The 19,642-nt window shown below is 52.7% G+C and carries 26 protein-coding genes; 13 read left to right on the top strand and 13 right to left on the bottom strand.

The features are described 5' to 3' along the window. Positions 1-28 precede the first annotated feature (28 nt). The gene (locus E1162_RS06175; protein ID WP_155128351.1) at positions 29-742 is read right to left on the bottom strand and encodes a uroporphyrinogen-III synthase; all 714 of its coding nucleotides are present in this window, start codon (positions 740-742) and stop codon (positions 29-31) included. A 3-nt stretch (positions 743-745) separates the two neighbouring features. Further along, positions 746-1,669 carry a hydroxymethylbilane synthase gene (gene hemC, locus E1162_RS06170; protein WP_155128349.1) on the bottom strand — a complete coding sequence of 308 codons (924 nt, stop codon included), beginning with the start codon at positions 1,667-1,669 and terminating at the stop codon, positions 746-748. A 106-nt stretch (positions 1,670-1,775) separates the two neighbouring features. Between hemC and tsaD the strand changes: the two genes are divergently transcribed. Beyond that, entirely contained in the window at positions 1,776-2,888 is a 1,113-nt protein-coding gene (tsaD, locus tag E1162_RS06165; RefSeq protein WP_155128556.1) for a tRNA (adenosine(37)-N6)-threonylcarbamoyltransferase complex transferase subunit TsaD, read from the top strand. Positions 2,889-2,915: 27 nt separating this feature from the next. Here tsaD and E1162_RS06160 read toward each other — a convergent pair whose 3' ends face one another. Beyond that, positions 2,916-3,317, bottom strand: a complete 402-nt coding sequence (locus tag E1162_RS06160) for a VOC family protein (RefSeq protein WP_371311827.1) — start codon at positions 3,315-3,317, stop codon at positions 2,916-2,918. A gap of 222 nt (positions 3,318-3,539) precedes the next feature. On the opposite strand from E1162_RS06160, the gene E1162_RS06155 reads away from it, so the two are divergent. From E1162_RS06155 to E1162_RS06140, 4 genes are read left to right on the top strand one after another with little or no spacing between them, the layout of a single operon-like run. Further along, entirely contained in the window at positions 3,540-3,986 is a 447-nt protein-coding gene (locus tag E1162_RS06155; protein ID WP_257098703.1) for an NUDIX hydrolase, read from the top strand. A 25-nt stretch (positions 3,987-4,011) separates the two neighbouring features. Beyond that, positions 4,012-5,019: an NAD(P)H-dependent glycerol-3-phosphate dehydrogenase gene (locus E1162_RS06150; RefSeq protein ID WP_155128347.1), complete on the top strand. Its 1,008-nt coding sequence runs from the start codon at positions 4,012-4,014 to the stop codon at positions 5,017-5,019. A gap of 57 nt (positions 5,020-5,076) precedes the next feature. Beyond that, positions 5,077-5,367 (top strand): YciI family protein, encoded by a 291-nt coding sequence (locus E1162_RS06145; protein WP_155128345.1) that lies wholly within the window; start codon positions 5,077-5,079, stop codon positions 5,365-5,367. Positions 5,368-5,369: 2 nt separating this feature from the next. Further along, positions 5,370-5,804 (top strand): EVE domain-containing protein, encoded by a 435-nt coding sequence (locus tag E1162_RS06140; RefSeq protein ID WP_155128343.1) that lies wholly within the window; start codon positions 5,370-5,372, stop codon positions 5,802-5,804. Positions 5,805-5,860: 56 nt separating this feature from the next. Here the strand turns inward: E1162_RS06140 and E1162_RS06135 are convergent, their stop codons facing one another. Next, on the bottom strand, positions 5,861-6,178 hold the full coding sequence (locus E1162_RS06135; protein ID WP_155128341.1) for a hypothetical protein: 318 nt from the start codon (positions 6,176-6,178) through the stop codon (positions 5,861-5,863). Positions 6,179-6,388: 210 nt separating this feature from the next. Here E1162_RS06135 and E1162_RS06130 point away from each other — a divergent pair, with 210 nt between their 5' ends. Continuing rightward, a complete protein-coding gene (locus E1162_RS06130) occupies positions 6,389-7,564 on the top strand; it encodes a M20 aminoacylase family protein (protein WP_155128339.1) in 1,176 nt (391 codons plus the stop codon). Positions 7,565-7,605: 41 nt separating this feature from the next. After that, a complete protein-coding gene (locus E1162_RS06125; RefSeq protein ID WP_257098702.1) occupies positions 7,606-8,568 on the top strand; it encodes a threonine/serine dehydratase in 963 nt (320 codons plus the stop codon). 35 nt (positions 8,569-8,603) lie between these two features. On the opposite strand, the gene E1162_RS06120 is transcribed toward E1162_RS06125, so the two are convergent. The 4 genes from E1162_RS06120 to E1162_RS19505 all read right to left on the bottom strand — a co-directional run bounded on the left by E1162_RS06120 (position 8,604) and on the right by E1162_RS19505 (position 11,624). After that, positions 8,604-9,311 (bottom strand): TenA family protein, encoded by a 708-nt coding sequence (locus tag E1162_RS06120; RefSeq protein ID WP_155128337.1) that lies wholly within the window; start codon positions 9,309-9,311, stop codon positions 8,604-8,606. Between the two features lie 114 nt (positions 9,312-9,425). Next, entirely contained in the window at positions 9,426-10,124 is a 699-nt protein-coding gene (locus E1162_RS06115; RefSeq protein ID WP_155128335.1) for a TenA family protein, read from the bottom strand. Positions 10,125-10,357: 233 nt separating this feature from the next. Next, the gene (locus tag E1162_RS06110) at positions 10,358-11,392 is read right to left on the bottom strand and encodes an aspartate-semialdehyde dehydrogenase (protein ID WP_155128333.1); all 1,035 of its coding nucleotides are present in this window, start codon (positions 11,390-11,392) and stop codon (positions 10,358-10,360) included. A gap of 106 nt (positions 11,393-11,498) precedes the next feature. Then, the gene (locus tag E1162_RS19505) at positions 11,499-11,624 is read right to left on the bottom strand and encodes a hypothetical protein (protein ID WP_257098701.1); all 126 of its coding nucleotides are present in this window, start codon (positions 11,622-11,624) and stop codon (positions 11,499-11,501) included. A gap of 369 nt (positions 11,625-11,993) precedes the next feature. Between E1162_RS19505 and E1162_RS06105 the strand changes: the two genes are divergently transcribed. Further along, entirely contained in the window at positions 11,994-12,494 is a 501-nt protein-coding gene (locus tag E1162_RS06105; RefSeq protein ID WP_371311826.1) for a hypothetical protein, read from the top strand. A gap of 56 nt (positions 12,495-12,550) precedes the next feature. Next, a complete protein-coding gene (locus E1162_RS06100) occupies positions 12,551-13,057 on the top strand; it encodes a GNAT family N-acetyltransferase (RefSeq protein WP_155128331.1) in 507 nt (168 codons plus the stop codon). Positions 13,058-13,077: 20 nt separating this feature from the next. Here E1162_RS06100 and E1162_RS06095 read toward each other — a convergent pair whose 3' ends face one another. From E1162_RS06095 to E1162_RS06075, 5 genes are all read right to left on the bottom strand, one after another. Continuing rightward, the gene (locus E1162_RS06095) at positions 13,078-13,494 is read right to left on the bottom strand and encodes a hypothetical protein (protein ID WP_155128329.1); all 417 of its coding nucleotides are present in this window, start codon (positions 13,492-13,494) and stop codon (positions 13,078-13,080) included. A gap of 143 nt (positions 13,495-13,637) precedes the next feature. Further along, on the bottom strand, positions 13,638-14,750 hold the full coding sequence (gene leuB / locus E1162_RS06090) for a 3-isopropylmalate dehydrogenase (protein ID WP_155128327.1): 1,113 nt from the start codon (positions 14,748-14,750) through the stop codon (positions 13,638-13,640). Positions 14,751-14,843: 93 nt separating this feature from the next. Next, a complete protein-coding gene (locus tag E1162_RS06085; RefSeq protein WP_155128325.1) occupies positions 14,844-15,239 on the bottom strand; it encodes a VOC family protein in 396 nt (131 codons plus the stop codon). A gap of 245 nt (positions 15,240-15,484) precedes the next feature. Further along, the gene (locus tag E1162_RS06080) at positions 15,485-16,162 is read right to left on the bottom strand and encodes a carbonic anhydrase (RefSeq protein ID WP_155128323.1); all 678 of its coding nucleotides are present in this window, start codon (positions 16,160-16,162) and stop codon (positions 15,485-15,487) included. A 123-nt stretch (positions 16,163-16,285) separates the two neighbouring features. Further along, on the bottom strand, positions 16,286-16,663 hold the full coding sequence (locus E1162_RS06075) for a RidA family protein (protein WP_155128321.1): 378 nt from the start codon (positions 16,661-16,663) through the stop codon (positions 16,286-16,288). A gap of 188 nt (positions 16,664-16,851) precedes the next feature. Between E1162_RS06075 and E1162_RS06070 the strand changes: the two genes are divergently transcribed. The 4 genes from E1162_RS06070 to E1162_RS19500 form a co-directional block, all read left to right on the top strand. Beyond that, positions 16,852-17,199, top strand: coding sequence for a hypothetical protein (locus tag E1162_RS06070; protein WP_155128319.1), 348 nt, complete (start codon positions 16,852-16,854; stop codon positions 17,197-17,199). A 197-nt stretch (positions 17,200-17,396) separates the two neighbouring features. Continuing rightward, positions 17,397-18,467 carry a MaoC family dehydratase gene (locus E1162_RS06065; RefSeq protein WP_155128317.1) on the top strand — a complete coding sequence of 357 codons (1,071 nt, stop codon included), beginning with the start codon at positions 17,397-17,399 and terminating at the stop codon, positions 18,465-18,467. Positions 18,468-18,645: 178 nt separating this feature from the next. Beyond that, entirely contained in the window at positions 18,646-19,143 is a 498-nt protein-coding gene (locus E1162_RS06060) for a hypothetical protein (protein ID WP_155128315.1), read from the top strand. Positions 19,144-19,451: 308 nt separating this feature from the next. Further along, the coding region (locus E1162_RS19500; protein ID WP_257098700.1) for a hypothetical protein at positions 19,452-19,642 on the top strand (191 nt) is incomplete at its 3' end.

The raw sequence follows: 19,642 nt of genomic DNA, 5'->3' as shown, positions 1-19,642 counted from the left end.
CCCCAATCCCGCCGGGTGTCCATAGAAGCTATAAAACACGCTTCCTTAAGGTTAGATCAAAAAGCGAATCTTCATTGGGCTCCTCAGAAACTTCCACGTGCCCGAATGCGTTCAGAAGAGATCGAGATCTTTCCGAAACGGTGAACGCTTTCATAGAGTTAAGACACTCTGTGTCATTTTCAAGGTGAATCAAGCGCATAAAGGTTTCCGCTGTGCGAAAAGAGTAAAACAGCACAGCATCGACCTTTCCTAGCCGCAAATCTTCGTAGATCTGCGCAGAAAACCGTTCTTTTTGCATCATGCTATAAACTTCGACCATTTCGCAAGTAACGCCAGCACGGGCCAACTCACCCTGCAAATCGCCAGAACGCTCTCTGGCCGCTAGGTAAACTATGGTCTTTGAGGGCTTATCTTCAAGGATGCGCTCGGTTAGCTGAGCAAGGGTCCCTTGCGCCGTTATAACTGTGGTAAAGCCCAATTTGCGCGCGATTTCACCGCATCGCTGCCCGACGCAGTAAACGGGAAGGCCTAATAACGAGGGAAAATCCTTATGTAAGGCCATAATTTTAAGGGCGCGACCACTGGTAACAGCAAGCGCCCCTGCCCCATCAAGCGGAAGCGCTCCCACCGGAAGCGCCTCCGTTTTCAATAATGGTTCCACCAAAACTGTGTGACCCAAAGCACGAAGCCTATCAGCAGTTCTTGATGCTTCAGGCTCAGGACGGGTCACAAGCAGCTTCACTGGCTAGATCTCCAGAAAGTTTTCACCAGCACGGGCGCGAAGCTCTTTACCCGCCTCGCGGCCAATTTCTTCGGCATTGGAGAGAGGGCCGCTACGCTGCACAGAATGGGTCACGCTGCCATCGGGCTTGATGACCTCGCCTTTGAAGGAGATGGTATCGCCATCCACAAGAGCCAGACCGCCAATTGGTGTACGGCAAGAACCATCCATCTCGGCAAGGAATGCCCGCTCCAGCATCAACCGGCTTTGTGTCTCGCTGTCGTGGATCGCGCTGAGAAGTTCGATAGTCTCGCTATCATCCTCACGGGTCTCGATACAGATCGCACCCTGCCCAACTGCAGGCAGGAACGTGTCCGTATCCAGAAGGGAGGCAATTTCCTTTTCCATGCCCAACCGGCGCAGGCCCGCATAAGCAAGGAACGTTGCGTCCACAACGCCCTCATCCAGTTTCCGCATGCGCGTTTGCAAATTACCGCGATAAATTACCACATCCAGATCAGGACGCAGACGTTTGATCTGGGCCTGTCTGCGCAAAGATGAGGACCCGACAATGGCTCCGTGTGGCAGGTCTTCAATGCGCTTAACCTTGCGGGAAATAAAGGCATCTCGCACATCCTCACGCGGCAAAAACGCCGTAAGGGCAAGACCGGCAGGCAGCTCGGTCGGCATATCCTTTGAGGAGTGGACAGCGAGATGAATAGAATTATTCAAAAGCGCTTCTTCAATTTCTTTGGTAAAAAGGCCCTTACCACCAGCTTCGGACAGTGGTCGGTCCTGTATCTGATCACCCGTAGTCTTGATCACAACAATCTCGAAGGATGATTCGGGCAGGCCGTGCGCGTCCATTAGCCGTTGGCGGGTTTCGTGAGCTTGCGCCAGTGCCAAAGCGCTGCCGCGCGTTCCGATACGAATAAGTTTTGTTTGCAAGGATCACTATCCCAATGTTAGTGGGCTCATGGTAAGTGAGCGATAAATGTATAAGCCCGTAAAATCAATTCTACATATTAAGAAGTGGGCAAAGGAGAACTAGGTGCTGATCGTCCTCGGCATTGAGACAAGTTGCGATGAAACAGCTGCTGCGGTCGTTGAAATGGATCAAAGCGGTAACGGTCGGATTCTGTCCAACGTTATTCACTCGCAAATTGACGAGCATGCTGTCTTTGGAGGCGTCGTTCCTGAAATCGCAGCTCGTTCACACATTCAAATTCTTGATAGCCTCGTAGCACAGGCGATGAACGAAGCAGACGTAAGCTGGGATCAGCTTTCTGCGATTGCAGCAACGGCGGGTCCCGGTCTTATTGGCGGCGTCATCGTCGGCCTTATGACAGCGAAATCTTTGGCAATGGCAGCCAACAAGCCGCTTATTGCCGTAAACCATCTTGAAGGCCATGCCCTAACCGCTCGCCTGACAGATGATGTGCCTTTTCCATACCTGCTGCTGCTGGTTTCCGGCGGTCACACGCAGTTCTTGCTGGTTAAGGGCCTTGGCGAATACGAGCGCCTTGGCACAACCATCGACGATGCTGTTGGGGAGGCCTTCGATAAAACCGCAAAGCTCCTGCACCTTGGTTATCCAGGTGGGCCTGCAGTTGAAAAAGCTGCAAAGCTTGGCAATCCGGATCGCTTCCCGCTTCCACGTCCTTTGCTGAACCGTGAAGGGCTGGACATGTCTTTCGCAGGCTTAAAAACGGCGGTGCGCACCACGGCCCTTAAGGAAGAGCCGGTCAGCGAAGAAGTCGTGAACGACCTTTGCGCTGCTTTCCAAGTGGCTGTCGCTGATGTTATCGGCAACCGCACAGCCCGCGCCTTTGCCATGTTCAAAGACCGGTTCCCGGATGCAGCACCTACAATGGTCATTGCTGGCGGCGTTGCAGCCAACCAGACCATTCGCAATCGCTTGAACGATGTAGCTACCGAACACGGTGCACGCCTCGTTGCCCCGCCGCACAAGCTGTGCACGGACAACGCAGCCATGATTGCATGGGCAGGGCTTGAACGCCTGAAGCTGCTTGCGCAGCAAAATCCGGAAATTATGAGTGGCAACAACATCGGCGATGACATGGATATGTCTCCGCGCCCACGATGGCCGCTGGATCAGCTTTCCGACAGTGTTCTGGGATCAGGAAAAAAAGGCGCCAAGGTTTAGGCGCCTCTTCCATCCATCTCAAAGCTTTTAGAGCGGCGCGTTCCACGCAGCCGCTTCTATTTTATGTCCGTCCAGATCGCGGACAAAGCAGCCATAATACGGCTCTCCGTAATGCGGGCGCGGCCCCGGCTCGCCTTCCGGCACAGCCCCCATCTCCAGTGCGACTTCCCAAAACGCATGCACAGCATCGTTGCTCGGCGCGATAAAGCCGAAGTGCGTGCCGTTGCCAACGCCTGCTGGCTGGCCATCAATGGGAGTTTGCACCCAAAACTCAGGAAACTGCTTACCAAACGCTACAGCGCCGGGATGCTCCATCACCACTTTTGCGCCGATGGTTGCCAGCACGCGCTTATAAAATTCAACAGCCTTTTCAAAGTTATCGGTCCCAACTGACACATGCGACATGATGCTTGGAATTTCTGTAGACACGCTTAGTCTCCCCTAACTTGCCAAAGCCCTACCAGTTTGAGCGTGAAGGCTACGCCGACGCTCAACAGACTGCAATGGCAAGAAGCCGAGACTTGCTCGTACACAGCACCTAAGGTGAAACGCACCCTAGGGAAAGTGGTGGGAAGGAACACCCGCTCATAGCGCTTGGAGCTGGAATCACGCTATGCATGCTAACTCGTTCTTTTCGAAAGAGTTGTTTTTATGCGATTGCGTCACAAAGCATATGTCTACATGACCTGTGGTAGTCATCTGCTTGTTTTCAGTGAGCCCGACTTTCCCGAGGTTGGCCTGCAAGTGCCCGGTGGCACGCTTGATCCCGGTGAAAGCTATCTCCACGGCGCTCGCCGTGAGTTTGAAGAAGAGACCGGCCTTGAACTGGCTTCTGCCCTTCACCACCTTGCTGATGAAGATTTTATTTTCGAAGAGCCCCATGGACCGGACCTGCATCGTCGGCGATTCTTTCATACGAAAGTTAACCTGAAACCCAAAACAGCATGGGACCACTTTGAAATGTCCCCTAATAATGGGGCCGCACCGATCCTGTTTCGCTTTTTCTGGCTGGACCTTAACAGCGATATGGCGAACAAAGAGGAACTGTTCTACGCTGGATTTTACAATCAGCTGCACCAGTTAAGGCGTTTGATTTAAAAACGAAAAGAAGGATTTGCCGCAAATGGCTCGTGAACTGCAATCAATCGGCGTAATTGGCGGCGGTGCATTTGGAACGGCTCTCGCGCTGGCAGCAGCCCGCGCTGGTAGAGACGTAACCATTTGGGCACGCGATGAAGCCACGGTTGAGGCAATCAACACCAGCCACAGCAATCCAAAGTACCTACCCGATCTCGTCTGGCAGGAAAAAATCACGGCAACCATGCAGCTCAGCGAAGCGGTTCGCGGGCAAGATGCGCTGCTGCTGGTAACCCCTGCCCAAACAACCCGCGAGATGATCGCCAAGATCAAACCTGATCTTGAAGCAGGCACTCCAGTTCTTCTTTGTGCCAAGGGCATTGAAGCGGCAACAGGTGAGCTGCTCTCACAAGTGGTGCAGGACGAGATTGAAGGCGCTGTTGTTGGCGCTCTGTCAGGGCCAAGTTTTGCAAGCGACATTGCAAAGGGCCTTCCTACAGCCATCACCATTGCCTGCGAACAGGTAGAGGTTGCCGATGCGCTTGCAAAAGCCCTTGCATCAGCAAGCTTCCGCCCATACGCAACCGACGACCTCACCGGCGTTCAAATTGGCGGCGCTCTCAAAAACGTTCTGGCAATCGCGTGCGGAGCGGCTGTTGGCTACGGCCTTGGCGCCAGCGCGCAAGCAGCTTTGACAACGCGCGGCTTTGCGGAGCTTTCCCGTCTTGGCTCTGCCATGGGCGCAAAGCGGGATACACTCATGGGCCTTTCCGGCCTTGGCGACTTGGTTCTCACCTGTTCGTCTGCCCAATCCCGTAACTTCGCCTTTGGCTTGGAGCTCGGCAGAGGCAGAAAACCAAAAGACCTTATTGCGCCCGGACAAAAACTCGCTGAGGGCGCATTTTCAGCAAATATTGCAGTAGAATTGGCGCACACCCATGGTGTGGAGATGCCAATTGCGACAGCTGTGGCTGCCGTGATCTCTGAGGATCTGGAGATACAACGCGCACTCAGCGACCTAATGACACGGCCACTTAAGCGCGAAGCGCAGTAACCTAACTAAATAGATTCACTTAGAATCCACAGAAACTGGAAACTGGAGGAAGCAACCATGCTTTATGCTCTCATCTGCACCGATAAAGCCCACAGCGTAGAACTGCGCCAGAGCACCCGCCCCGCTCACGTTGACTTTCTTAAGGGTCTGGGCGACCGCCTGAAAGCTGCTGGCCCGTTTATGGCTGACGACATGACCACGCCAACCGGCTCTCTCGTCATCATCGAAGCTGCAAACCGTGATGAAGCCCTCGCAATTGCCTCCGAAGACCCGTACGCTCAGGCCGGTCTGTTTGAATCAGTCGAGATTCGCCCATACAACTGGGTATTCAAAAATCCGGAGAACTAAGGTTGAAATACTGGCTCTTTAAGTCCGAACCAGACAAATGGTCCTGGGAGCAGCAAAAAGCCAAAGGCGATATTGGCGAAGAATGGGATGGCATCCGTAACTATCAGGCTCGCAACAACATGCGGCAGATGGAAATTGGTGACCTTGGCTTCTTCTACCACTCCAACATTGGTAAGGAAGTGGTCGGCATTGTCGAAGTTTGTGCGCTCATCCACCCGGATTCCAAAGCAAACGATCCGCGCTGGGAGTGCGTGGACGTGAAGGCTGTTTGCGACATGCCCGTGCCGGTAACTTTGGCGCAGGTGAAATCCGACGAACGCCTTGAAGATATGTCTTTGGTTACCAGCATGCGCCTTTCCGTTCAGCCGGTAAAACCGGAGGAGTGGGAGATTATGTGCGAACTGGGTGGCTTGGACCCCAAGAGCCTGAAACGCTAATTATTTTAAAGCCCGGTCAATCTGATCGGGCTTTATCTTTTCCGCTCCGCCACAACCTAGTTGATGCTGCTGATCGTCAGATTGTTGCCATCTGCGGCCAGCTTGAAGTTCTGGTTCTGACCATTCATCGCCCACTGCCCTTGAGCATCCTTATCGCCTCCCTCCTTGGCAGGCGTATAGGTGAACTCGGCCACGTTACCGTTTACGCTGGCAACCAGTGACGTGATATCGGAAACATTGAACGAGCAAATTTCCGAGGACCGCCCGTAAGGGATCTCCGGTGCGTTGATCAGCACTTTCCCAACCAGCAAAGTCCATGTCTGTTGACCACCGGAACTTGAGGTATTTGCAAGCGTTACATTGTAGATTGTCATTGCGTCCATCTTTCCCGTCAAACTACAACAAGGACGCTACAACGCCTCAATGCGTGAATTTTCCGCAACGGAAACATTCCAATGGGACACAACATCATTCTTATAATGCTGCCCTAAGCATTGCTCTGCTGGTTGCGTAGCGCGGAAAAACGGGCAATTCTGCACATTGCTCTTATTCCAATAAAGATCAATCTATTTCCGGAGACCCCAATGCCCGTCATCAATAGGCTTGCCGAATTCCACGATGAAATCACAGCATGGCGCCGTGACTTCCACGAAAACCCAGAGATCCTCTACGAGACGCACCGCACAGCGGCCCGCGTTGCAGAGCTTCTGGGCGAATTCGGCATTGATGATGTAACCACTGGCATTGGCCAGACCGGCGTTGTTGGCGTCATCAAAGGCAAGAACGGCGGCGAAGGCAAAACCATTGCACTACGCGCTGACATGGACGCTCTGCCTTTGACCGAAATCACCGGTAAAGAGTGGGCTTCTAAAACAGACGGCGCTATGCACGCCTGTGGTCACGACGGTCACACAGCCATGCTGCTAGGCACCGCAAAGTACCTTGCAGAAACCCGCAACTTTGATGGTACTGTCGTTCTCATCTTCCAGCCAGCTGAAGAAGGCGGCGCGGGCGCGAAAGCGATGATGGACGACGGCCTGATGGACCGCTGGAACATCGAAGAGGTTTACGGCCTGCACAACATGCCGGGCATGCCGGTTGGCGAATTTGCGATCCGTTCCGGCCCTCTCATGGCAGCGACCGACGAATTCGAGATCACCATCAACGGCCTTGGCGGCCACGCAGCACAGCCTCACCAGACAGTTGACCCGATTGTCGTTGGTTCCCAGATCGTGACCGGCTTCCAGTCCATCGTCAGCCGTAACCGTAAGCCGCTGGATTCTGCTGTTATCTCCGTAACCGTGTTTGAGGCCGGCTCTGCCTTCAACATTATTCCGGAAACCGCGACCCTGCGCGGCACTGTGCGTACACTCAGCACCGAAACCCGTGAGCTGTGCGAAGTGCGCATCAAGAAGATGGTTGAAAGCATCTGCGAAGCACACGGCGCAACCGCTGATATCAACTACATGAAGAACTATCCGGTTTGCTCCAACCATGCAGCCCCTACAGCGTTTGCTGCAAAGATCGCTGCTGAAGTTGCAGGCGGCGAAGACAAGGTGAACACCGAGATCGAACCATCCATGGGCGGCGAAGATTTCGCTTACTATCTAGAAGATCGTCCGGGTGCGTTCATCTTCGCAGGCAACGGCGACACTGCAAAGCTGCACAATCCGGCATACGACTTCAACGACGAGCTCATCCCTTACGGATGCTCCTACTTCATCAAGCTCGTTGAAACGGCAATGCCTGCCTCTGCATAATCCTTTAGCCTCCTCGCTTTCGAGCGGGGAGGCCATCACTTTTGAAAGAAACTATGCCTGTCCAGAAGTCCGATATCCTCGCTGCCTTTGAGCGCATTCGCCCGTTTATTCGCAAAACGCCAGTGCTTGAACTGCCTAAAGGAGCCTTCGGGCTGAGTAACCCGCTAAGCATTAAGCTGGAACACACGCAAGCTTCTGGATCATTCAAAGCACGCGGAGCTTTCAATTCCGCACTTTCTCAAGATGCTATTCCCGAAGCAGGTATTACCGCAGCTTCAGGCGGCAACCACGGTGCCGCTGTTGCCTGCGCTGCTGCTGAACTCGGCATCAAAGCACAGATTTTCGTGCCTGAAATTTCCAACCCGACCAAAATCGCGAAGATTAAGAGCTACGGCGCGGATGTCCATGTCTCGGGGGCGAACTACGCAGATGCAGCCCTTCTATGCCAGAAACACATCGAAACAACGGGCGCGCTTAACATCCACCCCTTCGACACAGCGCAGACAATTGCAGGCCAAGGAACGGTTGCCGCTGAATGGCTGGAGCAGACAGAAGGGTTTGACACGGTTCTCATTGCCGTTGGCGGCGGCGGGCTTCTGTCCGGTATCGCCACCTACCTTGAAGGCGGACCGAAAGTTATCGCAGTAGAACCAATAGGTTCATGCTCCTTCCATGCAGCAATGGAAGCTGGAGAGCCTGTGCAGGTTGAGCTGAATAGCGTTGCCGCAAATAGCCTTGGCGCGTCCAAATGCGGCGCCCTCACCTATGAAACTGCCAAGAACCTTATTGCTCAATCGCTTCTTGTAGAAGACGCCGCTATATTGAAGGCGCAAGCAATGCTCTGGCAGGCACTTCAACTGGCTGTCGAGCCAGCAGCAGCTACGGGGCTTGCTGCCCTTATCAGCGGCGTTTACCAGCCAGAAAAAGGTGAGCGCGTTGGTATTTTGCTCTGCGGCGGCAATGTAGAGCTACAACAGGTAGAAGAAGCCTGCCGGACCCTTTAAGCGGATCCGGCATAGCCACATTAACTAAATCAGAATTAGTCCTGCACACCGTTAAGCGCAGCTTCAAAGAAGTCACCTTCCAGCTGACACATACGCTGGAAGTGACCAAGCACTTCGCGCTGGCGGCGCTCTGGAAGTTGCGGACCAAGCTCGTTCATCTCATCCTTGAGCGCAGCAACAAAGCCTTCGAAGTAGTCACCGACGTGCAGATCAAGCCACTCTGACAGATAGAATGCGTCAGGCCGCGGCTTTACTGCTTCACGGCTGCACCAGTCGAGGTAAAGCCACTCGGCGCACAAAAGGCAAACGAGGCCGTCCTCATACTTCTGCTTGCCAGAGGTTGCCAGCAAGGTTGCTGCAACAGCGCGTGTTACCTTGTTGGCATCAGCACTTTCGTAGGTCTCGGCAGGTACGCCAAGCGCCTCGAATGAGCGAAGGAAGTAATCGTTCTCGGTAGAAGTCAGCTTTGCGAGGAAGTCAGCCAACACAGCCTTGGACTTCATAGCTGGCGCTTTGGCAACAAGGAAGCCGAGCGCAGAAGCCAGATCAACGATGAAACTATAATCTTCAATCAAATAACGACGGTAGGCCGCGTCGCTTACCGTGCCATCACCCACCGCCTCGGTAAACGGATGGAACCGCGCTCTGTCCCATTCCACCTGAGAACGGGCAATCAACCAATCACAAAAGGTGGCACCCTTGTTCTGGCTTACATACAGAGCGTAGGTTATTTCCTGCAGCATCTACTTAAAGTCTCCCAATCCCTAAGTCTTCCTGAGCTACGTAGAATGGTAGCAAATTGACGTTACTTCCAGTTCGCAGAATCGACTAGTAACGCAGCGACGCCCAAGGTGACGTTACGTCCAAACTGCTTCAAAGAAATCGTATTCAAGTTCGCAAATGCGCTTAAAACGGGCGGCCAGCTCCATTTGTTGCTGCGCCGGCAAAGTAGGTCCAATGCGATTTACCTCATTGCGCAAAAAGCTCACAAACTGTGTGAACAACCCGTCTTCGACGTGCATATCGATCCAGCGCGCCAGATATGGCTGCTCGGGACGCTGTCTATTAGCTTCCCTAAGGCACCAATCAAGGTAAATACCATTAGCAGCAACAAGGCAGACGATGCCGTCCTCGTAGCTTCCCTTTTCGGCGGCTGAAACCATAGTCGCAACAAGAGCCTTGTTTACTGGCCCCGCCTCAGCGCTCTGCACCTCATCTCGAGAGACACCCAACGCGTCAAACGTCTCAAAGAAGTAATCTCGTCCGGTGGAGGTCAGGGCATACAGATAATGGGCGAGCGCCCCTTTGGCTTCCATATTGGGAGCTTTGGCAACCAGATACCCAAGCATAGTCGCCAGATCGCGGATAAAACTGTAATCCTCGATCAAAAAGCGTTTGTAGGTATCAACGGGCATCATTCCGCTTCCCACTGCATCGGTAAAGGGATGGAGTGTTGCACGGTCCCACTCTTCTTGCGATTGGCTCACCAGCCAGTCACAAAAGGTGGCGCGTGGATTGGCGTTATAAAACTCCAAGAACTGCGGAAACTCAGCCATACATTCCCTCCATCCAGCAATTTACGTGTCCTGCTCGGGTATCAAACCCGCGGCGGGCACAGCGCAAAACACAAAGCGACGTTACAGCCTATGGCGGCAGCAACGAATACTAAAGTTTTAGAGAGGGAATGGGCAAGTAACGAACCGTTACAAGCAAGGTAGGACGGCGCAAAGTGCCTGCTGGCAGCGCCAAAGAAAACGGCGGGAGAAGCCCCCGCCGTTTTGAAAATCAATTATGCTGCGTCTTTTTTCGGCTGGATCAGGCCGCGGTTCACCAGAACCTCGGCGATCTGAACAGCGTTAAGCGCTGCACCTTTGCGCAGGTTATCAGCAACAACCCACATGTTCAGGCCGTTTTCTACGGTCGCATCTTCACGAATACGGGAGATGTAAGTCGCATCTTCACCGGCAGACTCGTAAGGCGTTACATAACCGCCGTCTTCACGCTTATCGACAACCAGACAGCCTGGTGCTTCACGCAGGATGTTCTGTGCTTCTTCAGCGGAGATCGGGTTTTCGAACTCGATGTTGACGCTTTCAGCATGACCAACAAACACAGGCACGCGAACAGCGGTGCAGGTTACCTTGATCTTAGGGTCGAGCATCTTCTTGGTTTCAGCAAGAACCTTCCACTCTTCCTTGGTGTAACCGTCTTCCATGAACACGTCGATGTGCGGAATAACGTTGAAAGCAATGCGCTTGGTGAACTTCTGAGGCTCAATCGGATCGCTTACGAAAACAGCGCGGGTCTGATTGAACAGTTCTTCCATCGCGTCTTTACCACCACCGGAAACGGACTGGTAGGTAGACACAACAACGCGCTTGATGCCAGCAGCTTCATGCAGAGGAGCCAGAGCAACGACGAGCTGCGCAGTAGAGCAGTTCGGGTTTGCAATGATCATCTTCTTTTTGAAGTCTACGATATCGTCAGCATTTACTTCAGGAACGATGAGCGGCACTTCTGAGTCATAGCGCCATGCAGAGGAGTTATCGATGACAACGCAGCCCTGCTTACCGATTTTTGGAGACCATTCCTGAGAGATGGAACCACCAGCAGACATCAAGCAAATGTCTGTGTCGGAGAAATCGTAGTTCTCCATTGCCTGTACTTTCAGCGTCTTATCGCCAAAAGAAATCTCTTTACCCTGAGAGCGGCGGGAAGCCAAAGCAACAACTTCATCAGCAGGGAAACCACGCTCAGCCAGAATGTCCAGCATTTCGCGACCCACGTTTCCGGTAGCACCAGCCACGGCAATTTTGTAGCCCATCAAATTCTTCCTTCTCTTCTCCCCCATCACCCGCCGGTGCCCCATGCGCCGGTGAGCCCTTTTAGCGCCTCCCATCCCGGGAGGAGCGCGGGAAAGAGAAGCACCGTCAGACTGTGGTCTTGGTAGTCGTAGTGATGGTGGATTTTGTTGTGAGCATTCGTGCAGCCGACAGGGTAAGCGCACCAATGGTTGCACCTTTCATTTTCCCCGCGATGTCGGTCAGATGGGTCATAAGACTGAATCTCTAGCTCTGCAGTAAACGCGAGACACTACTTGCCTTCTCGTCATCACAATGTCAACAGTTCTGACGCTACTTACTAGCGCGCACCTGTAGCCTGCTTTGCCGCCCTAATGAAAAAAACTCCCGTTAACTGGCAAGAGACTTGAAAAAACAACGCGCATCAACAACCCGTGCTGCTCACTTAAACCGGTTGGTGAGTAATTCTCAACACTTCAAAAAAGCATCACCAGCAAAAGCCTTAGGGGCATTTTCATTGCAACACGGGAAAACCATGGAAAGCGCCAACACGCCCTCTTGATCGCCGCGCTTTGAAGCGCAAGGGTATTGGCAATCATTTCTTAGGGAGCTTCACAAAAAGCCGTGCCTGACATTCTGGCTTACGCCCTTCAGCTTGCCCACCAACTGGAACTTTCCCAGTTGGCCGCTTTCTTCAAGTCCGAACGCTGGTTCTATCCTGCGGCGAACACCGTGCACATCATCGGCCTTGCCATGTTGTTCGGCGCTGTGGCTCCGCTTGATCTGCGTATGATGGGCTTCTGGCGGGCTGTACCATTGGCAGATCTTGCCCGCGTCCTCACTCGTGTCGCGTTCTTTGGTGCTGTACTGGCAATCCTGTCCGGCGTTTTGCTGCTCTCGGTCAATGCCCGCGTTTATGTACAGTCTCCGATTTTCTGGGCCAAAGCAGGCTTCTTCCTCTTTGCCCTTCTTAACGCCATTTTGCTGCGGTTCGTTCCTGCGTGGCGATATCTCGACCGTGTAGACAGCCGCGGCACCATCGCCCGTTTCCGTTGGGCTGGCTTCTTCTCACTTGTCGCTTGGCTGGGCGTAATCAGCTGCGGTCGCATCTACGGCTACTTTTAGGATATACTCACGAAATCACGCTAGGCTCTTGCAATAAGAACAAGACGGAGCACGCCATGATCATTCGTGAAGAAGGCCCCGATGACGTAAAGAAGCTGCGCGAAATGGTCTACGAGGCATTCAAGGACCATCCTCGCCACGAGCCCAACGCCGAGCCCACAGAGCACGAAATTGTCGATACCCTTCGCGATGATGGGGCGCTTGCCTTGTCTCTTGTCGCCGTGGATGAAGGTACACTGGTTGGCCACGTTGCTTTCTCGCCCATCACAATTGATGGCAAAGACCATGACTGGTTCGGGCTAGGCCCTGTTGCCGTTATTCAAACCAGTCGGGAAAAAGGCATTGGTGCGGCCCTCGTGCAAGAAGGGCTTGAGATTTTGCGCTCTCGCGGCGCAGGCGGGTGTGTGGTCTTGGGCGACCCATCATTCTACTGCCGTTATGGCTTTGAGCCCGACCCGCGCATCATTTTGGAAGGATTCCCGCCCGAGTACTTTATGGCTCTGACCTTTAAAAAGCCAACCCCGAACGGGACAATCGGTTATCACGACGCGTTCAAACAATAGCGCCTGAAAAGGATGCGGGCTTATTGAGCCCGCACATAAACCGCTTCGTTAGAAAACGAACCTACGTCCAGCAAATGAACGGTCTGATAGATGGTCAGCGTACCTGCTTCATCATCCAGCTCGCGGCGCGCTGTCATAATGACAATACCGTTCTTCTTTGCTTCAGATGTTAGTGTAGAGCTGCTCTCAAATGCCAAAGACAGAGTATCGGCAAACGAATTCTGCGGCATTTGACGGTCTTCGCCATCAGGGATACCGGAGAAGTTCGCCTCAATGGTCTGGCCATCAGCTTCCACGGTTTTGATAAAGAAGCCGATCTCGCCGTCTTTCTCGGCAACCTTCATACTTCCGCCAAGCGGCGCAGCACCCTGATCGTAACGGGACTGGTCCGGATCAAGAATCCACATACCCAGAAATGGTTTTACGCGCTCATCCATCGCCATTGGCTCCAAATTATCTCTTCGTATCTTCCGCTATATGGCCGAGCGATTGTTCAAACGCAACCGACTGCAAGCACCAAAAAGCAAAAAAGCGGCACCGTCTCCGGCACCGCCTTTTCAAAATTCAGCAATCGGTTGGCTTATGCAGCCAGAGCCTTCAGCTCGGCAAGGATCGCATCGCCCATTTCAACGGTAGAAATGGTTGCTTCGCCAGCCTTTGCGATATCTTTGGTGCGCAGGCCCTTGTCCAGAGTGTTGGAGATCGCTTTTTCAAGCATGTCTGCTTCAGCAATCATCTGGAAGGAGTAGCGCAGAGCCATTGCGAAGGATGCAATCATCGCAATCGGGTTTGCAGCGCCGGTACCAGCGATATCAGGTGCAGAGCCGTGTACTGGCTCGTACATTGCCTTGCGCTTGCCGGTTGCTTCATCGGTAGCACCCAAAGAAGCAGATGGCAGCATGCCCAAAGAACCGGTCAGCATTGCAGCAACGTCGGACAGCATGTCACCAAACAGGTTGTCGGTCACGATAGTGTCGAACTGTTTAGGCCAGCGAACCAGCTGCATACCGCCAGCGTCTGCCAGCATGTGCTCAAGCTCAACATCCTGATAGCCGTTTGCGTGTGTCTGGGTAACAACTTCGTTCCAGAGCACGCCGGACTTCATCACGTTGCGCTTTTCCATGGACGTAACTTTGTTGCCACGGGTGCGGGCAAGGTCAAACGCTACAGCCGCGATGCGCTGGATTTCGTAGCTCTCGTAAACCTGTGTATCAACAGCGCGCTTCTGGCCGTTTTCCAGCTCGGTGATGGTCTTCGGCTCGCCGAAATACACACCGCCGGTCAGTTCGCGAACGATGAGGATATCGAGACCTTCGATCACGTCCTGCTTGAGGGAAGACGCATCAGCCAGCGCTGGGTAGCAGATTGCAGGGCGCAGGTTTGCAAACAGGCCCAGATCTTTACGCAGGCGCAGCAGGCCAGCTTCAGGACGCGCATCATAAGGCACGTTGTCCCACTTAGGGCCGCCAACAGCACCGAAGATGATAGCGTCAGCGTCCTGAGCCTTTTCCATATCTTCTTCAGAGATGGAAACGCCATGTGCATCATAGGCTGCGCCGCCTACGAGACCTTCAGAACACTCGAACGTGGCACCACCACGGGAGTTGAACCAAGAGATGATCTTCTTCACCTCTTCCATGATTTCCGGACCGATACCGTCACCAGGAAGGAGAAGCAGCTTGTTGGCAGCCATGTCTGACGAGCCCCTTTGTAAGTTGAGATTTCCTTGGGCTCGTTTGTGCAGCTTTGCCGCGCATTTTTCAAGGCGCGGCAGCCTCAGTTAAGCTCAACGAAACCGGCCGTGGCGCTCAAGTATCTCGATGCGATAGCCGTCCGGGTCGGTCACAAAGAAGAAGCGAGCAAACAGTTCTCCTTCAATATTGAACTCTTTCACGTCTTCTGGCTGCAGGCCTTCAGCAGCAAAACGGGCATGCTCGCTGGCAACGTCATCCACACAGAATGCAACATGGCCGTATCCATCGCCCAAAGCGTAAGGCTCTTCACGGCCCTTGTTTACGGTCAGCTCAACTTCGAAGTCGGTTTCTTCATTGCGAAGATAAACAAGCGTGAAGGTTTCAAAGTCATAGCGATCTGCGATCTCCAGACCGAATGCCTTGTTGTAATAGGAAACAGAGCGCTCTTCATCGCGAACGCGGATCATCATGTGAATGGCTTTGGCCATCTTTTGTCTCTCTAAAAAGGGCTATGACCGCCCGTATGAAATTCAAAGCACAGCAGCGCTGCTCTACCCGTTCTAAGCATAGTAAGTGACAGGGAAAAGACTGCCGCACGTCGCAGCCAGCCGTTTTCACCCTTTAAAACATCTGGGAGCTCACAGGGTTTCCAAGCACCGCAAAACAAAAAAGGGCAGCGGCGCACCGCTACCCTTCAAAATCTCTCAAGCTTAAATAATGCTGATTTTGGCCCCTAGGCCTTAGCGTCTTCTTCCAGCTCGCCCTTCAAAAAGTCTGTGGCTGGCTCAAATCTCTTGGTCTCGCCATCCATGATACGCAGCTCACCAGAACCGATGTCGAACCATGCGCCATGCAGCTTCAACTGCCCCTGCTTTACCTGCTTTTCCACGAACGGGAAGGTCATGAGGTTGTTCAAGCTCTGGCGAACACCGGCATATTCCATGCCCAACTGCGGATCGTCGTTAGGCTCCACAGGGGTACAAGCCAACGAAATCGCGGCAGGTTCCAGCAGCTTGATCCACGGACCAACGAACTGGCCAGTCTGGCCCAGCTTGCCGCCGCTTTCGCGAAACGCCTGCACACCACCACACTTGCAGTGGCCCATAACAACGATGTGCTCAACTTTCAGCGCTGTTACAGCATATTCAAGCGCGGCACTCGTACCATGGGTACCAAGGTCGTTTTCAAAAGGAGGAACAAGGTTGGCAACGTTGCGAACGACAAACAGCTCGCCCGGTCCGGCATGGAAAATGCCTTCTGGCGTAACGCGGCTATCGCAGCAGGAAATCACCATTACCTTGGGCTCTTGGCCATAAATGGCCAAATTCTCGTAGTCTTCCTGAAGGCGGGTATAGGTCTTGCCCTTGTACTGCCCATAGCCCTCGAGAAGATAATGCGGAAAATCAGTCATGATTAGTCAAGGCCCCTTACAAATACGAGTGCTAACGTAGGTAGCTACATTTAGATTGCAAGGATGAAAAACTGAAATTGCAATCTATTACCGCCTATTTGTCCTGCCCTGTTGGCAGCATTACTAGGTCAGTTTTGCAGTTACCTCAATTTCGACTTTCATTTCATCCTTGATGAGATCGCAGATCACCATCGTCGCTGCCGGACGAATATCTGCAAAGTACTCACCCAAAACAGCAAAAACCGCATCAACATAGGCGCGGTCCGCGACGTAGTAGCGAGCCCGAACAACGCTGGTAAGCGATGCCCCCTCACCTTCTAGCACCTGCTTGATTGTCTCAAGACAGTTCGCCGTTTGCGCGGCAACATCCTGCGGCATTGTCATTGTCGCGTAATCGTAGCCGGTGGTGCCAGAAACATAAATCGTGTCACCATCGACAACCGCCCGAGAGTATCCAGCAACCTTTTCAAAAGGCGATCCAGAAGAGATAAGTTTGCGCATGACAGCCTCCCAATGCTCTCGTGTTTCGTTTTCAGGAGTTTACATCAAAAAACAAATCCTGCGACATTTAGGGGATATTATGTGCAGATCGCAACGATAAGGCAGCCCAACCGATACGGCAGGACGAACTGATATTTCCAAGCACAGCCCCCGCAAAGCACCGAAAGTTCCTTGAAGAGGCGCTTCCAATGCGGCTTGAGCAAGCGCTAAGCATGGGAGCAGGCAGGTACCCGCCACTAGACGAACAATGGGTTGAAGACCGCTTTTGGGTATGTGTCCACTATTGCAGCGAGAAGATTGCACGGGGCGAATATTTCGAAGCGTTGGAAATGCTCGGCTTTTTGCGCATGCAGGTTCTGGGTCCTCTTGCCATGCGGCGGCAGGGCTATGAGGCAAGGGGCCTTCGGAAAATCGAGACCCTGCTTCCAGAGTTTACTGACAAGCTGAAGGCGACCGTCGTTCAGCCAGAACGTAGCGACCTACAGAACGCCACTGAACTTGTAGCCGCGCTTTATCTAGAGCTTCAAAAAACCTGAGATCACAAAGAGGGCGGAAGCGCAAAAGCTCGCGTTACAAACCCTAAGTGCCCTTTAAGCTAAACCCTGCAGTTGTTTCACGTCCATTGTGAGCGCGAGACAACCCGCACTCAAACACCCTCCAAAGGTGCAAGTTGCACCGCAACATAGAGTATTGTTCAATACTCCAAACGCAGCGTAACGGGAGGGGAGCGCTCATGTCAGCCATCAAGGCACAGCCGAAAACAAATCGCGGAAACTTCTTTGAAGACTTCAAAGTTGGCCAGACTATTGTGCACAGCACACCGCGCACAGTAACTGATGGTGACGTAGCCCTTTACAACGCCCTTTATGGATCACGCTTTGCAGTTCAGTCTGCCGACAGCTTTGCTCAGAGCATCGGCTACCCTCAAGCCCCTGTAGACGACATGCTGGTGTTTCATATGGTTTTCGGTAAGTCGGTTCCTGACATTTCCCTAAACGCCGTGGCAAACCTTGGTTATGCGGAGGGGCGTTTTATTGCACCTGTTTTTGTTGGCGATAGTCTATCCGCAACGTCCACGGTGATTGGTCTGAAACAGAACTCCAACGGCAAAACTGGCGTTGTTTTTGTACGCACCACAGGCACCAACCAGCGCGAAGAGACCGTTCTGGAATACGTGCGTTGGGTGATGGTCAAAAAAGGAGACCTCGACGCCCCTGCCCCCGAAACCGTTCAACCGGAACTCGCCGACAGCGTTGCTCCAGAACTGCTTGGCACCTGCGTCCCGCCGCTAAAATTGTCAGAGTGGAACAACGCCGCATCCGGCAGTCCATTCCGTTGGGGAGATTATGAGGTAGGCGAGAAGATTGACCACATTGATGGCATGACAGTTGAAGAAGCTGAGCATCAATTGGCTACCCGCCTATACCAGAACACGGCAAAGGTTCACTTCAACCGGCATAGCGAAAAGGATAGCCGTTTCGGCCGACGGCTGATCTATGGCGGGCATGTGATCTCGCTCGCCCGCGCCCTTTCCTTCAACGGCATGGCAAACGCCTTCCACATTGCAGCGATCAATGGAGGGCGGCACATCGCTCCCCTATTTGCAGGGGATACAGTTTATGCTTGGAGTGAAGTTCTGGACAAACAGCCAATCAACGGACGCGATGACATCGGCGCCCTGCGCATGAGATTGGTCGCCACCAAAGATAAACCATGCTCAGACTACCCGCTTCGAGACGAAAACGGAGCCTATCAGCACGGCGTTATACTGGACTTTGATTACTGGGTTACCGTAGCGCGTTAACAATGCGGTCTAACGGTATTTTTCGACACCCAATTCGTTAAGCACCCTAAATATAACCCATAATTTTATAATGATGAATCAAAGTACTATGAGATTGCGCAACCCAACATATCGCAATTGATGAAGGTTTTATTTACCACTCCAATAAGCCCAGAGTTTTCTTACACTCGAGGCTTTCATGGTAAAAACTTTCAAACGATTATTATTATTAGCAATTATTTCTCTCTCGCTAACCTTTACGCAGATATCTGCCCCAGCATTTGCACAGTCATTCTCTTTCTTCAAAGGCGATAAAGAAATCAGCCAGATAAAAGAGGAAGAGAAAAAGAAGCAGGCAAAGAAGAAAAAGAAACCGAAGAAGAAGTGCAAACCTGGCAAACGAGGTGGCAAGGGTAAAGGAAAAGGCAAGGGTAAAGGCAAAGGTAAGAAGTGCAACGACAACGGTGATGACGAACCAACTCCTCCGATCATCCCAGAAGTAGTTGAGCGCGACAAAAAGAAGTCTCGTGACCGCTGCGCTCGTCATCGAGGCTGGTTTGTAGAACGCGAGCGCCTCGACAATGGGGGCTTGAAAGTCACCCGTTGGCAGGCAGCTGAAAACTGTGAGTGCATGCCATATTGGCAGCTTCTGATCCGCGATTACTGTCAGGTCAATAAGCAGGTGAAGATCTGGTAACCCCAACTAGAGGTTATCTCTTTCTACAAACGACAAAATAAAGCGCCCAATTGGGCGCTTTATTCATTCTATATGCTTCTGTGGCTCCTAAGGAACTGAAGGTAAATCCAGATTTTGATCCAGACTAAACAACCCCCTGTCGACCAAATTCACAGATCCATTCTGAAAGTGAGATCAAAAACGAAGAGGTCAACGAAAGCCACGGCAACTGTCCGGATAACACAGCCCCTAGAAAGAGCGCAAAAGTGACACAGGCCTATCAGTGGGCCGTTATTGCATGATTGCTCACCTACTGATTCCCCAGTCCAATGAACGCTGAGTTTCCAGTATTTGAGGTTTTTTGGACCATGAATTTTAAGAGATTTTTACTTTACACATTTTTAGCACTCCCCCTCGCTCTTTCACCAAGCTTATTAGCAACCACGGAAACAGCAGTCGCATCCGAAGGCGCATCCGAGCCGGATAGTGATGAGCCGAATGATAACGGAGGCGGCAACGG

The organism is Pseudovibrio flavus, from assembly GCF_009711345.1.
Lineage (GTDB): Bacteria > Pseudomonadota > Alphaproteobacteria > Rhizobiales > Stappiaceae > Pseudovibrio > Pseudovibrio flavus.
Note: the sequence above shows the minus strand (reverse complement) of the source record. Positions and strands in the feature narration are given on the sequence as shown.

Bases quoted from the DNA above. Each gene is read 5' to 3' on its own strand.
- E1162_RS06155 (WP_257098703.1), top strand. From the start codon at position 3,540: ATGCGATTGCGTCACAAAGCATATGTCTACATGACCTGTGGTAGTCAT.
- E1162_RS06150 (WP_155128347.1), top strand. From the start codon at position 4,012: ATGGCTCGTGAACTGCAATCAATCGGCGTAATTGGCGGCGGTGCATTT.
- E1162_RS06145 (WP_155128345.1), top strand. From the start codon at position 5,077: ATGCTTTATGCTCTCATCTGCACCGATAAAGCCCACAGCGTAGAACTG.
- E1162_RS06135 (WP_155128341.1), bottom strand. From the start codon at position 6,178: ATGACAATCTACAATGTAACGCTTGCAAATACCTCAAGTTCCGGTGGT.
- E1162_RS06130 (WP_155128339.1), top strand. From the start codon at position 6,389: ATGCCCGTCATCAATAGGCTTGCCGAATTCCACGATGAAATCACAGCA.
- E1162_RS06120 (WP_155128337.1), bottom strand. From the start codon at position 9,311: ATGCTGCAGGAAATAACCTACGCTCTGTATGTAAGCCAGAACAAGGGT.
- E1162_RS06115 (WP_155128335.1), bottom strand. From the start codon at position 10,124: ATGGCTGAGTTTCCGCAGTTCTTGGAGTTTTATAACGCCAATCCACGC.
- E1162_RS06110 (WP_155128333.1), bottom strand. From the start codon at position 11,392: ATGGGCTACAAAATTGCCGTGGCTGGTGCTACCGGAAACGTGGGTCGC.
- E1162_RS19505 (WP_257098701.1), bottom strand. From the start codon at position 11,624: ATGACCCATCTGACCGACATCGCGGGGAAAATGAAAGGTGCAACCATT.
- E1162_RS06100 (WP_155128331.1), top strand. From the start codon at position 12,551: ATGATCATTCGTGAAGAAGGCCCCGATGACGTAAAGAAGCTGCGCGAA.
- E1162_RS06095 (WP_155128329.1), bottom strand. From the start codon at position 13,494: ATGGATGAGCGCGTAAAACCATTTCTGGGTATGTGGATTCTTGATCCG.
- leuB (WP_155128327.1), bottom strand. From the start codon at position 14,750: ATGGCTGCCAACAAGCTGCTTCTCCTTCCTGGTGACGGTATCGGTCCG.
- E1162_RS06085 (WP_155128325.1), bottom strand. From the start codon at position 15,239: ATGGCCAAAGCCATTCACATGATGATCCGCGTTCGCGATGAAGAGCGC.
- E1162_RS06080 (WP_155128323.1), bottom strand. From the start codon at position 16,162: ATGACTGATTTTCCGCATTATCTTCTCGAGGGCTATGGGCAGTACAAG.
- E1162_RS06075 (WP_155128321.1), bottom strand. From the start codon at position 16,663: ATGCGCAAACTTATCTCTTCTGGATCGCCTTTTGAAAAGGTTGCTGGA.
- E1162_RS06070 (WP_155128319.1), top strand. From the start codon at position 16,852: ATGCGGCTTGAGCAAGCGCTAAGCATGGGAGCAGGCAGGTACCCGCCA.
- E1162_RS06065 (WP_155128317.1), top strand. From the start codon at position 17,397: ATGTCAGCCATCAAGGCACAGCCGAAAACAAATCGCGGAAACTTCTTT.
- E1162_RS06060 (WP_155128315.1), top strand. From the start codon at position 18,646: ATGGTAAAAACTTTCAAACGATTATTATTATTAGCAATTATTTCTCTC.